Annotated in this window: 12 protein-coding genes; 8 read left to right on the forward strand and 4 right to left on the reverse strand. The window is 63.9% G+C overall.

What is annotated here, in order from left to right:
• Positions 1–23 precede the first annotated feature (23 nt).
• The 4 genes from DVDV_RS06865 to DVDV_RS06880 form a co-directional block, all read right to left on the reverse strand.
• Complete coding sequence (locus DVDV_RS06865) at positions 24–1,115, reverse strand: uroporphyrinogen decarboxylase family protein (RefSeq protein ID WP_075353958.1); 1,092 nt, start codon at positions 1,113–1,115, stop codon at positions 24–26.
• 56 nt (positions 1,116–1,171) lie between these two features.
• Positions 1,172–1,930 (reverse strand): ABC transporter permease, encoded by a 759-nt coding sequence (locus DVDV_RS06870; RefSeq protein ID WP_075353959.1) that lies wholly within the window; start codon positions 1,928–1,930, stop codon positions 1,172–1,174.
• 82 nt (positions 1,931–2,012) lie between these two features.
• The gene (locus tag DVDV_RS06875; RefSeq protein WP_075353960.1) at positions 2,013–3,068 is read right to left on the reverse strand and encodes an ABC transporter substrate-binding protein; all 1,056 of its coding nucleotides are present in this window, start codon (positions 3,066–3,068) and stop codon (positions 2,013–2,015) included.
• Positions 3,069–3,196: 128 nt separating this feature from the next.
• Entirely contained in the window at positions 3,197–4,336 is a 1,140-nt protein-coding gene (locus tag DVDV_RS06880; RefSeq protein ID WP_075353961.1) for a double-cubane-cluster-containing anaerobic reductase, read from the reverse strand.
• A 790-nt stretch (positions 4,337–5,126) separates the two neighbouring features.
• Here DVDV_RS06880 and DVDV_RS06885 point away from each other — a divergent pair.
• The 8 genes from DVDV_RS06885 (at position 5,127) to DVDV_RS06920 (ending at position 16,292) form a co-directional block, all read left to right on the forward strand.
• Positions 5,127–6,377: a TIGR03087 family PEP-CTERM/XrtA system glycosyltransferase gene (locus tag DVDV_RS06885; RefSeq protein WP_083634694.1), complete on the forward strand. Its 1,251-nt coding sequence runs from the start codon at positions 5,127–5,129 to the stop codon at positions 6,375–6,377.
• A gap of 8 nt (positions 6,378–6,385) precedes the next feature.
• A complete protein-coding gene (locus tag DVDV_RS06890; protein ID WP_075353962.1) occupies positions 6,386–7,417 on the forward strand; it encodes a GNAT family N-acetyltransferase in 1,032 nt (343 codons plus the stop codon).
• A gap of 14 nt (positions 7,418–7,431) precedes the next feature.
• Complete coding sequence (locus DVDV_RS06895; protein ID WP_075353963.1) at positions 7,432–8,256, forward strand: ABC transporter permease; 825 nt, start codon at positions 7,432–7,434, stop codon at positions 8,254–8,256.
• A gap of 87 nt (positions 8,257–8,343) precedes the next feature.
• The gene (locus tag DVDV_RS06900) at positions 8,344–9,567 is read left to right on the forward strand and encodes an ABC transporter ATP-binding protein (RefSeq protein ID WP_075353964.1); all 1,224 of its coding nucleotides are present in this window, start codon (positions 8,344–8,346) and stop codon (positions 9,565–9,567) included.
• Between the two features lie 119 nt (positions 9,568–9,686).
• Positions 9,687–10,841 carry a glycosyltransferase family 4 protein gene (locus DVDV_RS06905; protein WP_254845290.1) on the forward strand — a complete coding sequence of 385 codons (1,155 nt, stop codon included), beginning with the start codon at positions 9,687–9,689 and terminating at the stop codon, positions 10,839–10,841.
• Positions 10,838–12,235, forward strand: coding sequence for a glycosyltransferase family 4 protein (locus tag DVDV_RS06910; protein WP_075353965.1), 1,398 nt, complete (start codon positions 10,838–10,840; stop codon positions 12,233–12,235). The genes DVDV_RS06905 and DVDV_RS06910 overlap by 4 nt, the downstream gene beginning before the upstream one ends.
• On the forward strand, positions 12,232–13,839 hold the full coding sequence (locus DVDV_RS22695) for a PBS lyase (RefSeq protein WP_075353966.1): 1,608 nt from the start codon (positions 12,232–12,234) through the stop codon (positions 13,837–13,839). The genes DVDV_RS06910 and DVDV_RS22695 overlap by 4 nt, the downstream gene beginning before the upstream one ends.
• Entirely contained in the window at positions 13,836–16,292 is a 2,457-nt protein-coding gene (locus DVDV_RS06920; RefSeq protein WP_075353967.1) for a glycosyltransferase family 4 protein, read from the forward strand. The genes DVDV_RS22695 and DVDV_RS06920 overlap by 4 nt, the downstream gene beginning before the upstream one ends.
• The last annotated feature ends 181 nt before the right edge of the window (positions 16,293–16,473 follow it).

Genomic DNA, 16,473 nt, shown 5'->3' on the forward strand with positions numbered 1-16,473 from the left:
GTTTCACTCGTCGTTGGCGCTGGTCAGGCGTCTGCCCCGTCACTGGGCAGCCGGTCCAGCAGGTCCCGAACCGTGTCGGGCCTGACCGGGTAGCCCACTTCCCGCACGACCTGCAGCATGGCCTCGATGTTTGTCAGCGGTGTTTCCACCGGCAGGCTGCATCCGGACATGACGACATAGCCCTTGGGACTGTCGTAGGCGTCTAAAATGCACTCCAAGGTCTTGCGGCGCACGTCGGCCACCGTGCCGCCGTACATGACGCTGGCCGGGTCGACATGGCCGAGAATTTTTGTCTTGTGCCCGATTGTGAGGCAGCAGTCCTTGAGGTTGACCACATTGTCCACGCTAAACCCGCCGACGCCGAGATCGGCGATGTCGTGCCAGATGCGTTTGGTTGCGCCGCAGATATGGATGACCGGCGACCTGCCGTGGCTTTTGATAAAATCGACCAATTCTTTCAGATACGGCAGGGAAAACTCTCGGAAGGCGGCCGGGCTGACCACGGTGCACGACGACATGGGCTCGGAGATGGTCGGCGACAGCCCTTTGTCGATGGCAGCCTCGGCGTAAGCCAGGCAGGTTTCCAGGGACACCCGGCACAACTTGTGAAAGGCTTGGGGGTTTTTACGCATAAGCCGGAAGGATGCATCGACCCCGTAGAGGAAAAAGGCGTTGGTGAACGGGCCGACGATACCGGCCGAGCAGCCCACCTCGTTGCCGATGGCCTCAAGGAGGATGTCCATGGCTTCGAGGTAGACGGGCAGCCGGCCGTCCTTGCGGGGATCGGCAGGCCGCAGGCCGTCTATGGCCGCGACGCTTTCGACGGCCGGGGCGGCCAGATCGACGGTATGGTCCTCGGGGCAGGTCACTTTGGCGCCCATGGCCTCGGCCCAGGCGAAAAGGTCGGTAAAAATCCGCACGCTGTCATAGCCAAAGCGCCGGTAGGAGGCGATCTGGGCCTTGGCCAGCACCTCGGGATCGGTGTTGAACTGGGAAATCCTGCAGCCGTAGATTCTGGCCGCGCCGTTGGCCACATTGGGGTTGCATGGCAGCCGGTCCGCTTCCCTACCCTGGGCAATGGCAGCCGCCCGCTCAACCGGAGTCATTTCGCGCATGGGTTCTTCTTCCTGGTGCCTGCGTCTGCGGGGCGCTGGCGATTTCATGAGCTGATTTAGCTGTTAAGCGTCCAGGCCAAGGCCCGCCTTTTGATCAGGTCAAACAGGATCATGATGCCGACCAGAATAAGGGCCATGAAGATGAAGCCGACAATGACCATGTCAAAGCGGGCAAAGTCCGAATAGTATTGGACAAAATAGCCCATGCCCGACGTGGCCCCGAACATTTCGGCCACGGTGAGCAAAATGAAGGAGAATTTGAGCGCAATGGAACACCCGGCAAAGATGGTGGGAGCGGCGGCGGGCAGGACCACGCGAAACATTTTTTCCAGGCCCCGGATTTCCAGGGTGGCGGCGTTGTCCAGATAGCGTTTGTCGATGGTGACCACCCCGGCGATGGTGGTCCCCAGGATGGGCCAGAACGCCCCCAGGAAAATGACGAACACCGAGGCGGTGTAAAAGGTGGAAAAGACGTGAATGGCAAAGGGCGTGATCAGGGTCACCGGCACGGCGCTTAAGGCGGTGATGTAGGGGGTGATGTTGCGGCGAAGCGGCACGACAAGGCCAATGACCACGCCGAGGCTCACGCCGAGGACCACGGCCAGGGCATAGGCGGGGACCAGGAGCTTGAGCGAACTGAGCAGGCCTTCAAACAGCTTGCCGGCAGATTTTGCGAACGCCGGCAGCACCTTGCTCGGTCCGACAAAAAGAAATGGGTCCAGCACGCGAAACGCGTCGGTTGCGAGCCAGTAGCCGAGGATGAGGCCGATTCCGATACAGCCAATGCCCCAATTCTGCTTGAAAGCCTTTTTCACCCGATCCTCCAGGGAAACGGCGGCTGCGGCATTGTCCGCCGCAGCCGCCGCGCGTACTCGCGCAAGCGCTGTCGCTTGGCTGTTACAGATTGTACTGGTTGTACATTTCGAGCTTTTTCTTGAAGAACGGATCGTCCGGGTACTGGGCCAGCAGCGAATCCAGGGCGGATTTGTAGATGACGGTATTCAAGTGGTCGTCGATGTTGACGGTCTGGTCCTTGATGTAGCCAAACGACTGCATTTTCTTCCACATGGTGACGACGTTGTTCTTGTAGGGGTCGGTCTCGTAGATGAGGTGCGGGCTTTGTACAAAGCTGCGCACGAGCCCTTCGGGCATGTCGAGCTCTTTCATCGTGAGCTTGACCACTGTGTCCATGCCGCCCGGCGACTGCATGTCGCGTTCGGCGCGCAGATAGGCGCGCAAAAGCTTTTTGAGGAGTTCGGGGTTGGTGCCCATCCATTCGGTCTGGGACAACATCCGGCAGCAGGAGTGGTTGGGCCACAATTCATCCGGCCATAGGACAATGCGCATCCCGGATTCGTTGATCTGCGGCTCAAAGCCGGTGGACACCGCACCGAAATCGCACTGGCCGCTGCGCACCGCTTCCATGACGTCCTGGTTCCGCTTGATCTCGACGAAGGTGACGTCCTTGTTGAGGTCAAACCCGGCGTCATGGAGGATGCCTTTGAGGACGATGTCCGGCGTTCCGCCGCGCATGATGGCGATTTTTTTGCCCCGAAACGACTCGATGCCCTTGTATTCCGTACCCGGCAGGGCGAACACCGGCGTTGCGCCGATGATCATGTAGCCGCCGAAGATGGAAAATTTCTGTCCGTTGGCGATCTGAATAAGCGGTCCGCCCGTGCCGTAGGTGGAGATGACGTCCACCTTGCCGGAACTGAGCGCTGAAAAGGCATCGGTGCCGTTATTGATGTAGACCATCTCGACGTCGATGCCTTCGTCGTCCAGGTAACCCTTTTCCTTGGCCAGGAATTGGAAGACCTGGCCGGAAGTGGCTTGGGCCGCCACCTTGATCTTGGGCTTGTCGCCGGCCGCATGGGCCGTTCCGGTAAACCAGACGGCGCTGATACACAGGCCAAGGGCCAGGGCGGCAAGCGATCGTGCAGTCTTCGTCATGAAACGCTCCTTTGTCGGGATAGGGTGTTGCTTCCGCTCGGCAGCAGAAAAAGTCTTCCGGACGCCAGGTCCGGCGGGCTGTCGTCAAAATCCGGGCGTCCGCGACGCCTGGCCTCTCCCATGTCCGCTCAGAGCAGTTCCAGGAAGGCTTCGATGCGGGTTCGCAGTTGTTCCGTGTCGGACTCGGAATAGTCCGTCTCGATGTGCAGCGTGGGCAGGCCGTGCGTTTCCAGCATGTGCGCCGTAACCAGCGGCGACTCCACGTTGTAGGTGTGGCAGCACTGCCAGGTGAGATCGATGACGCCATGGGGGCGAAATTCCCTGGTCAGCCGGTCGAGCAGGGCAAAGCGCCCGGTATTGGGGGTCATCACCGAGCAGGGAATGCGCAGGTAGCGCCGGGCAATGGCGGTCAGCGGGTCGCCTGTCTCGTCGACGAGCAGGTCGAAACTTTTGACTCCCGAACAGTTCTCGGCCGCCACGACCACACCCCCGCTTTCCTCGACCAGCCGGACGACTTTTTCCGATCCGCGTCCAACCGGGCAGCCGGTCAGGAGGATGCGCCGGGCCTCGCAGGGCACACAGGACTCACCGGCGGCAACGAAGGCGTCCAGTTCGGCCAGCAGTTCGCGCAGCGTGGCGGCATAGGCATAGGGATCGGCGCTAAAGCTCTTGGCTTCACTGACCAGCATCATGTCCAGGCCGCTTATGGGCAGGCAGGTGCCGGCGGCTGTGGCCAGCAGCCGGGCGAGAAGGCGGCGCACCTCGTTTTGGATGCGGATTTCTTCGCCCAGAGCTTCCGGTGTGATGGCGTTGCCGGTGGCGGCTTCCAGGAACCCTTGAAAGCGCCGCACTTCGTCGCGCCAGTAGGCATCCTGGGCCGGGCCGATGGCGGCCGGCAGGTGCATCAGATGCAGCGGCTTGATCCTGGACAGGTGCTCGTACATCTTTTTTTTCCCGTCGCAGGTGGTCTCGCCCACGAGCAGGTCCGAGGCGGCAAAGTACGGGCAGGTGCCGGTGACGGCGTAGCCGTAACTCGACTTGATCAGCGGACAGAGGTTGGCGGGCAGCGTCTTCTCGGCAGCCGGGATTGGAGCCTGTTTCTTGCCGCAAAGGCCAACGGGAATGGCTCCGGCGGCGCGGACCAGTTCGACCGGGGCAAAGGTGCAGTAGATGCCGACGACCAGCGCGCCGGCTTCCTTCATGGGTTCGATGTCCGCCAGAAACCGGTCTGCCAGTCCATCGAACCGTTCCAAGAGAGCTGCTCGCATCGTGCCTCCAGGGCTTGTCAGCGTTTGCAAAAAAGGAGCACCGTCCCTCATCCAGGTCCAGGAGTGTGTGGTGGCTTCGGTTCCGGCAAAAAACATGCACAGGGAACTGAAAAGCGCGACAAGCGCTCTCGTGCGCGAGCCGATGTCGATGCCAAGGGCGCGGTCGTCTGGCATCATGCGCAAGTCGCCCCTTGGCCTGTTCGCCCAGGAATAAGAGTCGACCCGCGTAGCAGTGTATTTTCATTCAGTCTAAGGCGAGAAACAGTGCCTGTAAAATTGATAGTTTTGATCGGTTTGTGTCGCATCAATCAGGAAATGGCTCATCCACCTGACCAGTGGTCAGGGCAGGCCGGCCCGGGTGGCGAGGGGCTTGGTCTGATCCAGGTCGGCAGCCGTGTATCCGGGGAGTGGCGCGAAAGCCCCATCCGTCGGTGATGGTTAGGGTCGGGGAACGGAGCGGCCCTCGCATTCGAACCCAGCCAATGGCCCGAAGCCATTATTCAGGGGAGATCGACGAACCGCCTCCACCAGCATCCCAAACCAGTGTGAGACCCGGATGCAATCTAGTTTGTGTGTAAAGTTTTCCGACACGGGTGGCAGGAGACAGCGCACTTGGGTAACTCAAATAGTGGTTAGGGTGTGAAGACCGAACACCTTGCCCGATCCAGATGGCGGCCGCGCTTCTCCCCATCGATGCGTGCGGGCAAGATGTTTGATATTAAGCGTTCCCAGTAATAACTTCTGCTTCTTGCTTCCGGTCTGTGGGAGCGAACATTTCAGGATAACGTAAATGCCCCAAGCCTCTGACATGCTGCTGAAGAATCCTGCAGGGAACGAGGGCAGGGCAGGAAATGAGATCCTCATCCTCTGTCAGCGGCTCCCATATCCCCCGAATAAGGGGGACAGAATCCGCACATTTCATATCATTGATCACCTTGTCGGGCAGGGTTGGCGAATTCATCTGGCGACGTTGCTTGATAAGCCGGAAGAGGCGGTCCATGTGGACGCACTGCGTCCCTACTGCGCCAGTCTGTATGCCGTGCATCTGCCCCGATGGAGACGACTTCCCTTCCTGTGGCGGGGGGTTCTGGGATCTTCGCTGTCAGTGGAATATTTCCGTAGCCGACGTCTGCAAAAGCATGTCGATACGCTTCTGGCTACTCGAACAATTGCTGCAACGCTGGCGATCAGCGCACCCATGGCAGAGTATCTGCGGCGGACCCCGGGGCCGCTTCCGCGTCGCATGGTTCTGGACCTGGTCGACGTGGACTCCGAAAAATGGCGTGCCTATGCCGCCAAGGGGCGCTTCCCCCTGGGCTGTGTCCATGCTCTGGAAAGCCGTTTGTTGGCCCGGTACGAGGAAAAGGCCGGTACGCACTTCGGTTCGGTGATCCTGGTCTCCGACCCCGAGGCGGCCCTGCTGCGACCGAGGGCCGTTGGCAGATTCTCGGTTGAAGGTGTGCCAAACGGTGTCGATGCCGACTATTTTGCTCCAGCATTACATGAATCAGAACCCGCACGGAACACCATGATCTTTTGCGGAGCCATGGATTATCCCCCCAATATCGATGCCGTTGAGTGGTTTGCCCGTGAAGTCCTGCCCCGGATCCGCCAACGCCTGCCGGATGTGCGGTTTTGTATTGCAGGCTCCAATCCGGCCGCCAGGGTGCGCGCCCTGGATGCGCTGCCCGGTGTCCAGGTGACGGGGACTGTGCCGGACATCCGGCCGCTGGTGCAGGCGGCGACGGTTTCCGTGGCTCCCATGCGTCTGGCCAGAGGGGTGCAAAACAAGGTGCTCGAGGCCATGGCCATGGGCAAGGCGGTGCTAGCCACTCCCCAGGCGCTGGAAGGCCTTGACGTGGTCCCCGGCGAAGCGGCCGCCATGGCCCCGGATGAGCCGCAGGCATTTGCGCAGGCCGCCCTGGGGCTTTTGTTGGATGGCGAGCGTCGTCGGGCCATGGGCCGACGGGCCAGGGCGCTGGTGGTCGAGCGCCATGCCTGGGACGCCTGTCTCAAACCCCTTGAACGGTTGCTGGCCTGAGGCCCTCTATGCGGATTGTCATTGCCGCCCGGACGGACAAGAGGGCCTGGGACGCTTACGTCGACAGTTCGCCCATGGCCGGCCCATACCACCGGTATGCCTGGCTTGAGGCCGTTTCCGACGCGTATGGGTTCGCCGCCATTCCCCTGGCGGCCGAATGCGACGGCCAGGTCGTCGGCATTCTCCCGCTGGTGCGCATGTGCACACCCGGCCGGACCGGCCGATGGGTGTCTCTGCCGTATTGCGATTACGGCGGCCCCCTGGCCGAGGACGAAGCGACCTGCACCCGGCTCGTGGAGTACGCCCTGGATCTGGCCGGACAACAGGGCGACAGTCTGGTGACGGTACGGCGGTGTGGAGTCAGCGAATCGGGGTGCGGCAAGGTCCTTATGCGTCTGGCCCTGCCCGAGGCAGGCGAGGCGCTTTTGCAAGCCTTTCCGGCCAAGCTGCGCAGCCAGGTCCTCAAGCCCGTGCGCGAAGGATTGACCGCCATTTCCGGGGGAGCGGAACTGCTCGACGCATTCTATGCGGTCCTTGCCCGCAATATGCGCGACCTCGGTTCGCCGACCCACTCCCTGGCTTGGTTTCGGGCCGTGGCCCGGGCTTTCGGTCCCCTTTGCCGGGTCTGGCTCGTGCGCCTGCCCGATGGCCAACTTGCGGCCGCCGGGCTGACCCTCTCCCAGGGTCGCCTCACCAGCCTGCCCTGGGCGTCGTCGCTGCGGGAACACAACCGGACAAACGCCAACATGCTTCTGTACTGGTCCATGCTGGCCCAGGCGGCCGATGATGGGCAAACAACCTTTGATTTCGGGCGCAGTTCTCCCGGCGGGGGAACGTACCGGTTCAAGCGCCAGTGGGGAGCCGGGGCGTCGGGGTTGCAATGGGCGACATATGACGTGTCGACAGGCGGACTGCGGCCTGAGGAGCCTGCCACAGGGCCCAATGGGCTGCGGCGGTTGGCGGAATTCTGCTGGCGACGCCTGCCCCTGCCCGTGGCCAACCGAGTCGGGCCTTGCCTGCGCCGGCACATATCGTTGTAAATGGGGAGAGAGCAATGTCGCTTGTCAGATCAGTGCTGGAAATCTGGAAATTTCGCGAACTTGTCTGGACTCTCGCCTGGAAGGACATCGTGGTTCGCTACAAGCAGGCCTACATGGGCGCGGCCTGGACCATACTCAAGCCCGTGATGCTCATGCTGGTGTTCACGCTCATGCGCAGTTTTATCGGCATCGACTCCGGCGGCATTCCCTATCCGGTACTGACCTTCACGGCGCTCATCCCCTGGGTGTTTTTCCAGGAAGGGGTGGCCTTGGGTGTGACAAGCGTCGTCTTAAACGCCGTATTGGTGAAGAAGATCTACTTTCCCAGAGAGGTGTTCCCCCTCACCGCGGTCCTGACCAAGGTGGTGGAATTTTGCGTGGATTTGTTCGTCCTGGCGGCGCTTATGGCCTGGTACGGCATGTTGCCGTCGCTGCAGGTCCTCTGGTTGCCGGCGCTGTTGGCCTACCTGATCCTGACGACCCTGGCGGTGAATCTGGCCGGGGCCGCGCTTAACGTCTACTACCGGGATGTGTCGCAACTGCTGCCGGTGGCCATTTCCCTGGTCATGTATGCTTCACCCATCATTTATCCCCTGAGCCTGGTCCAACAGACGCTGCTCGTGCGCATGGCCGCCGGAACAGCCTCCAAGGCCCTGTTCTTTCTCTACACGATGAATCCGCTGGTGGGCATCATCAATGCGTTTCAGAACATTTTACTGCGTGACCAGCCACCGGATTTCGCCATCATGTGGCCCGGTGCTCTGCTTGTCTTTGCCGTTCTGCCGTTGAGTTACGCCCTGTTTAAGCGCATGGAAACATCTTTTGCCGATGTCATATGAACATGGCCCGGTGGAGCAGTGTTCGAGCGACAGGATCGATCATGCATCAAGCGATAGACGCCTGATTTACGGGTAACAGGAAAGCGAATGCCAATTATTGAGGTTACAAACGTCAGCAAGCAATTCAGGCTTGGTCAGCTGCATACAGTCAAGCATACGGTGCAGGAAGCGCTTGGCTGGTTCACCGGAAAAAAAGTTGCTGGTCCCCGGGTTTTCAAGGCCCTCGACGAGGTGTCTTTTTCCATCGAGCCCGGCGAAGTCGTGGGGTTTATCGGCTCAAACGGCGCCGGCAAGTCCACGCTGCTCAAGATCCTGTCGGGTATCACCAGCCCCAGCCGGGGGAACGTTGAGGTCCGCGGTCGGGTCGCCCCCCTCATCGAGGTCGGGGCCGGGTTGCACCCCGAACTCACGGGCCGGGAAAACATATTCCTCAACGCCTCCATCCTGGGGGTGCCGCGCAAGCACATTGAGGCCTTGGTGGACCCGATCCTGGATTTTGCCGAGATCGTCCCCTTTGCCGACACGCCGACCAAGAAATACAGTTCAGGCATGAAGGTCCGGCTGGGCTTTGCCATCGCCACGAGCATCGACGCCGACATCCTCATCGTGGACGAAGTCTTGGCTGTCGGAGACATCGCTTTCCAGCGAAAGTGTTTCGACAAGATGGAAGACCTCATCCACAAACAGAAAAAAACCGTGCTCCTGGTGAGTCACAACATCAGGCAGGTGCAGCGCATCTGCCAGCGCGGCATCCTTTTCGAGCATGGCAAGGTGGTTGCCGACGGCCCGGCGGAGACGATCTGCAAAGCCTTTTTTGAAAAAAGCGATCAGGCCATCTATAATCAAGGAAACAACGGCAAAGCCAACCTCAAATCCATTGATGGCTTTGAATTGCTCTCCTTCACCCTGTCCGATCCCGAGGGAAACCCGACCAACAGGATTCGGGTCAATGATCCGCTCGACATCCGCATCCGCTACCACAACCACCATCCCCTTGTCCGGCCGAAGTTCGGCATCGGCGTACACACTTCCGATTTCCTCTATCTCACCACCTACGACAGCCGCAATGAAATCGAGTTGGACGAACTGCAACCCGGAGAACACGAGGCTATCTGCCGCATCGAGCGCCTGCCGTTCACTCCGGGTGTCTATTCCCTGCGCCTGGGCGTCAGCGCCGGCCGCGTGGAGAATACCATCTTTTATGGGGAGAATCTGCTCAACTTCCATGTCGAGGGCGAGGAGCGGTTCAGGAATGTTGCCGGATCGGAAGGCTTTATTCTGCTCGACGCCACCTGGAGGCAACTGTGCTGAAGGCTGGCGACACGGCCCAGGCCCGGCCGAGCCGGTCAGCCGGACCTCTTTGTGCCGGTCAGCCCGGGACTCGGTTGGGCTATTTCCTGCGGACCTTTCCGGTCCTCTCCGAGACCTTCGTGTCTGCCGAAATCCGGGCTATCGCCGCCGTTACCAGCCAGCCTCCGGTGGTGGCGGCCATGTTTCGGCCGGGTCCGGGGCAGGCGGGCTCCCTCAAAGCCGTCGGCCGGGGCCGATTGCTCTACTGGCGCGATATAGACAAGAAGCAGATCCCCTGCCTCGCGTATGCCCTGGCCGGGCTGCTTGCCCGTCGTCCCGGGGCGGCGTCGGACGCCCTCTGGCGCTCCCGGCCAGGTCTGGCTCTGCAGGATCGTCTGCGCGCCGTAGGGCTGGCGCATTTTTTTCGCGCCCACGGCGTCACCCACCTGCACAGCCATTTCGGCTGGGAGCAGGCCGACGTGCTGGCCCACCTGCGTCGGCTGGCGGGGCTTCCCTACAGCCTCACCCTCCATGCCGCCGACATCTTCGTCGATCCGGCGCATCTTGCCCGCCGGCTGGCCGATGCCGCTTTCGTGGCCACCATAAGCGCCTTTAACAAGCACCTGCTCGTCGAGCGGTTCGGCATTGCCCCAGGGCGGATCCATGTAGTGCATTGCGGCGTGGACGTCGCAACAATCGACCCCGCCCCGGCGGCGAGGCCGCCTGTGCCCCGGATATTTGCCCTGGGGCGCATGGTCCCCAAAAAAGGATTCGACGTGCTGCTCCAGGCCCTTGCCCGTCTGCGTTCACAAGGGCAGGCGGTCACGGCCGAACTGGCCGGCGACGGGCCGCTGCGGCCGCAGCTCATGCGGCTGGCTGGCGAGCTGGGACTTGCCCAGAGCGTTTTTTTTCCCGGAGCCCTGCCCCATGAAGAGGCCATGAGGCGCATGCGCGACGCCTCGGCCGTCGTCCTGGCCTGCCAGATCGCCCCGGATGGCGACATGGACGGTATCCCGGTGGTCCTCATGGAGGCCATGGCTCTGGGGCGTCCAGTGGTTTCCACCCGCTTAAGCGGCATCCCGGAACTGGTGGCCGAAGGTTGCGGCCTTCTGGCCGATCCCGGGGACAGCGCCTCCCTGGCCGAGGCGCTCAGGCAAGTCCTGGGAAACCCCTCCCTGGCCGCCTCCCTGGCCGCCGCTGCCCGCTGCCAGGTTGAGCGCCGTTTCACCTTGGAGGGCCAGGCCCGGCGCATCCTCCAACTGGCCCTGGGCCACCCGGAGGGCAAGGCGGCATGAGGATTCTGCTGTGCTGCGCCGACTGGGGTGTTCCCCTTGGCGGTTGCGCCGGGTCCTCGGTCCATGTGCGGGCCATGGCCCGGGCCCTGTCCGGCCTGGGGCATGAGGTGCGGCTGGTGGTCAGCAACGCCGACGGCCCCAACCTGCCGCCGCTGCCCGTCACGGTCGTGCCGGGCCGGGCGTGGTGGCCGGCAGTCCGGGACGGCGTTGAACGCTGCCGGGGGCGGGTTGCCCGCGACGTGTCCCCTGCGGCTACGCGGGTGGAGGCCGGGTCGGCAGCGCCGGGCGGGGCTTGGCAGGATTTTTGTCCGGGCAGCGAAAAGGCGGACGTCCCGTCCTTGAAAACGCGGCTTTATTACGAACACCTCCCCATGTGGTTCGACAGGGTTGAGGAATTGGCCTGGCACCGGCGGCGTTTCGAGCGGGTCGTTGGCAAGGCCCTGGACGAGTTTCGTCCCCACGCCGTCTATGAGCGTTATGCCCTTGGCCAGACAGGAGCGGCCCGGGCTCTGGAGCGCTTCGGTCCCGGCGCACCGCCATTTTTGCTTGAGGTCAACGCCTCGCTGGCCGACGAGCGGGCTTCTCGCGGGGACCTGCCCGGACTGTTCGGCCGGCTGGCCCGGTGGCAGGAAGTCCGGCAGTGGCGTCGGGCGGACACGGTGTTTTGCGTGTCCCGGACCCTTGGGGAAAGGCTCGAGCGCAGCGGGGTCGATCCCGGCCGCATCGAGGTCACCCCCAACGGCGTGGACGTTGATCGCTTTTCCCCCGACCGCCCCAGGGGGACGCTTCGCAGCCGGCTCCAAGCCGAGGCCGACGATGTCCTGGTCGGATTTGTCGGATCGCTTTCCCCTGGTCGTGGCGCTGTGGAGTTCCTTGAGATCATGGCCAAAACCCTGCCTATGGCCCCCCGAGCCCTGGGCGTTGTCGTGGGAGGCGGCCCTCTGGCCGACGCGCTGCGACGTCGGGCGGGTGAACTTGGCCTTCACCGGCGGGTCGTGTTTCTCGGCCCGGTTGCCCATGAGGCCGTGCCGGACCTGCTGGTGGACCTGGACATCGCACTGGCTTGCTACCCGGCCCAGGAGGCGTTTTACTTTTCACCGATGAAGGTACTTGAATACATGGCCGCCGGCCTGGCGGTTGTTTGCGGCCGGGTCGGCCAGATGCGGGAATTGGTGGCGGACGGCGTAAGCGGCCTGCTCGTCGAACCCGGAAATCCGGAAGTCTGGGCCGCGGTTGTGGCCGGTTTGTGCCGGGATTCCCGGCGCCGCGCCGCCTTGGGGGCCCAGGCCCGGAGCAGCGCTTTGGCTGGTCCGACCTGGGGAAAAAATGCGGCGCGCGTGGTCGCGGCCATCGAAGGGGTGACCGCCCGGCGGGGCGGCAGGTACAGGCCATGACCGGGGGGTGGGAAACGGTCGTGTTGGCCCTCGCCGAGGGCGAGGGCCAGCCTTTGCCAGGACCGACGCTGGGTGCGCGGGTTCGGGCGCTTGGGGGCGGACGACGGCTTTTTTTCCCGGCGCTTCGGGCGGAGCCGTCGCGTCTGTCCGGCGTGTTGCTCAAAAGCGCGGGCCGGCCCGGCCAGGTGGTGGTCAATGGACGCGAGGCCAGGGTGCTTGGCACGACGCCCCTGGGGCCGGTGCTCGATCCCGAGCCGTTTTGCCGCTGGGAAAACGTGGTTTCGGTCCGCGCCGACGTGGCCGGTCTCGATCTGGGACTGGTCCTGCCGGACAGGGATGCGGTGCGCTCCCTCGACCTGCCGGAGGGCGTCCGCTGGAGCTTGTACGACGGCCGTGGGAGGGATCTTGGAGCTTTTGAGACGCCGCTCCAGCCCCGGCCCACCTTTGATTCAACCCTTTCCGGACTGGCCTCGGGTCTTGCGGCCATGGTCACGCCCCGGGGAGACGTCTGGTCATTTTACGACCTGCCAGGGGCGGCATTCCGTCTGGCCGGCTGGCGTTGGGATACGGGCATCGTTCTTGAGGCGCTGGCTGCCGCCGCTGCCGCGCGCCAGGACGATGGGTTGCTCCGGATCGCCCGCACGGTTGGCGACCGGCTTCTGGAAACGCGCCTGCATGCCCCCGGCTGCCCAGGCGGCTTTCCGGAATGGGTCGATCTTCGCTACAGCGAGTCGGCCAGGCAAATCAGCCAATGGGTTGTGCCGTTTAACACGGCTTTTGTCGCCGCCGGGCTGGCGCGCCTGTCGGCGGTCTGCGGCGAGGCGGCGTATGCCCGGGGAGCGGGCGAGAGCCTGTTCGCCGCCGCGAGCTGGGGCATGACCGGGTCCGGCGGAGTTGCCGGATATTATTTCGAGGGCGCGCGCCACCTGCGCTACCTCGGCCAGATCAACGATTCCGGCATATTCCCCAGGGGACTGGCCTTTTTCCCCAACGCGCCCCAGGCGGCGGCAATAGCCGGGCGCTGGGCCGGCTACGTGCTGGATAAGGCAGCCTGCCCGGACGGGCACATCGGCCGGGCCTGGTGGGACCCCGCCGGCGCGGCCCGGCCCGGCCCGCCCCTTTTCCCCGAGTGGCGTCGCCATCCCGGTCGCGTCGTGCCCAAGGTGTTCCTGCGGGGCCAGGCCTGGGTGCTCTTCGGTCTGACCGGTGCTTTGGCCCTGGGCGCGGGGGGGCGGATCGGGGAGGCTGCCCGGCGGCTTCAGGACTATGTCCGCTCGGTCCAGCAGGCCGACGGCTCCTGGCTTTACAGCCAGCTCCAACCCGCCCTTGGGGCCTGCGCCAAGACGACGGCCGCCCTGGCCCTGGCCCTGGCCGAATGGTCGGCGGCCACGGGCGATGCCTCCCCGTTGCCGGCAGTGCGCTGCGCCCTCGATTATCTTGCCGCCTGCCGCCGGCCGCACGCAACGCCCCGGGAACTGTCCGGCCTGCCCGTGGACGCGTCGGAGGAAGGCTGCATCATCTATTTCCGCAATCGGCCGGTGGTGTGCGCGTATGCCGGCGCTCTGGAGCTTCTGGCCCGGCTGGCCGTGGGGGAGCGCGCGTGAAAATCCTCCATGTCTGCAAGTATTTCTATCCCAGGATTACGGGGGTGACGGCCCATGTCGGCAATCTGGCCAAGCAGCAACAGGCGGCCGGACATGCGGTGGCTGTGGCGAGTTGGGCCCAGGACACAGGCGTTCGCGAGGATCAGGCCGTGGCGGTCCTTCGGGCCTGCCCGGGTGACGGCCGGTCCCTTGTCGGGCTCATGCGGGAGTTCCGGCCCGACCTCATTCATGCCCACTCCATCTGGGAAACCACTCGGCACGCCGTGGCCGCAGCCCGGCAAATCGGCTGCCCCTATGTGATAACCACCCACGGCACATGGCATTTTTTAGGCTACACCGGAGCCTTGGACCGGTGGCGGGATTGGTTGCGTCAGGAAATCTGGCAGCGTCGCATTCTCTGGCCCCGGGTCTTGCGTGGGGCCGGAGCGGTCATTGCCCTCAACGCCCTGGAGGAGGTCGAGGGCTTGCAGGCCGGTGTGCGGCCGCAGCGGTTGCGACGCATTCCAAACGCCGTGGACCCGGACCAGTTTCGCCCGGGCGATCGCCAAAGCGCCCGGCAGGGACTTGGTTGGCCGGATGCGTTCACCGTGCTGTTCGTCGGGGCCATGCAGGCGCAAAAAGGAATTTTTACGCTGATCGAGGCTGTGGCCGCCCTGGAGTCTGACAGGCGTCCAAGGCTGGTTTTTTGCGGCGAAGGGCCGGATCTCGAGTCGGCCGAAGCTATCGTCGCAAAAACGGGGATTGCCGCAACCACACAATTTCTCGGCCGTATGTCCAGGGAGCGCATGCCTGCACTGTACCAGGCCGCCGATGTGGTGGCCCTGCCCTCCAGGCAGGAGCCCTTTGCCACGGTGCTGCTGGAGGCCATGGCCTGCGCCAGGCCCTGTGTTGGCACCAACGACGGCGGTACTCCCGAGATCATAGACGATGGCCGAACCGGGTGCCTTGTCGCCCCCGGGGACAGCCGGGTGCTGTCCGAGATGTTGGCCGGCCTCGGCCGCGCTCCCGATGCCGCTCGGGCTATGGGCCGGGCAGGGCGGCAAAAGGTTGAGGAACGTTTTTCCTGGCCGCTGGTCGCCGTGCAGGTCGAGGCCGCCTACCGGCAGGCCTTGTTGGCGTTGTGCCTGTTGGCGCTGCTTCTGGCTTCCTGTCCTGCCCTGGCCGCCAGCCCCGTTCCCCAGGCCCTCATGGCCCTGGAGCCGTCTGGGCAAAGCCAGACGTTAAATCCGGTCTGGGACGGCCGGGCCATCAGCCTGGCCCTGGCCCGGGGCGAGACATCGGGGTTTCAGTTGCTGCTGACCCCCGAGGAAGGGGAGTGCCTGGACGACGCCTCCCTGGTCCTTGAAGCCTCCGAGGGCCTGACCATCCGGCTCTATCGGGTCTGGGACATCTGGGGCGTGCCCGAGGTTGCGGTTCCCATGGAGCAGGGGCAGCCGAGACACTTTCCGGTCCTTGGCGGGACGGCCGGGCAAACGGACGGTCGGCCGTGGCGGGCCGTGGTCGAGGTGGCCGCTTCGCGCCAAGCGCCCCCCCGCGTCCGCAGCGGCTCGGTTGTCCTGCGTTGGCCCGGTGGCGAGCGCAATTTCCCGCTAAAACTCGTCGTGTATCCATTTGCCTTGCCCCGGCGTCCGTCTCTGCTGGTGGAGATGAATTCCTACGGCGACTGCCTCCGGCTCCTGCCTGCAACTTCGGACACACTGCTCAATGTCCACCGGCTCTTTCGCCATTTCCGCACGACCTTCACCCTGGTTCCCTACCGCCAGGACGGCACGCTTCTCCTGGATTGTCTGGCCCCGTCGGCACGCGGCGCAAAGTGGGACTTCACGGCCTTCGACGCGGCCTGGGCCGGGCTCTTCGATGGGTCCGCCTTTGCCGATGGCCAGCCGGTGAGCCATTGGATCCTGCCGTTGCACACGGATTGGCCCTGCTCCTTCGCAGCGCCCGGGGCCCGGGAGTGCAACATCGCCGGGCGAGAGCTCCTGGCTGCCCACATTCTGGAGAAAGGCTGGCAGGCCACCCGGTTCCAGGAGTTTCATAACGAAAATCCCGAGCACGGCTCGGTTGCTCCCTGGCGGCTGGACGAACCGGCCAGCGAACGTGACCTGGAAGGCCATACCCTTTTTCTCGACTATCGCCGGGCCGCCTGCCGGGAGTGGGGTGATGCCTGTCCCCTGGCCTACCGCCTGGACATCTCGCGCTGGCAACCGCTGGCCGCCGGGATCAAGCGCCTCGGAACCGGGGTGACGGACTGGTCCGTGTCGGCAGACCCGGCTTTTCTCGACGCGGGGGCGGTGCGTTTTTTTCGTGGCCTTGGGGCAAAAGTATTGCTGGCCTATGGAGAACTGCCAGGGTTTATGACCGATGGGCAGGCCACGCCGTGGACCGATTTTTCCCGCCCGGCTGGCCGCGTTTTCCCTGCTTGGGGTCGACGGCTTCGCCCAGTGGCAGGCTGACCGCTGGCAGGCCAAATCCATGGTCGGCGTGCCCGAAGCGGCCGTCCCCCTGGTCTATTCCAACGCCTCCGGAGCCAGGGATTTCATCTGGCCGGGAGAGGCCTTCGGGCTGGCCGGGGCCGTTCCCTCCATGCGGCTTTTTGCCCTGCGCGAAGGCCTCAACACGCTCGATTATCTCGCT

Origin of the sequence: Desulfovibrio sp. DV, assembly GCF_001936595.1 — a bacterium.
Classification (GTDB): domain Bacteria; phylum Desulfobacterota; class Desulfovibrionia; order Desulfovibrionales; family Desulfovibrionaceae; genus Solidesulfovibrio.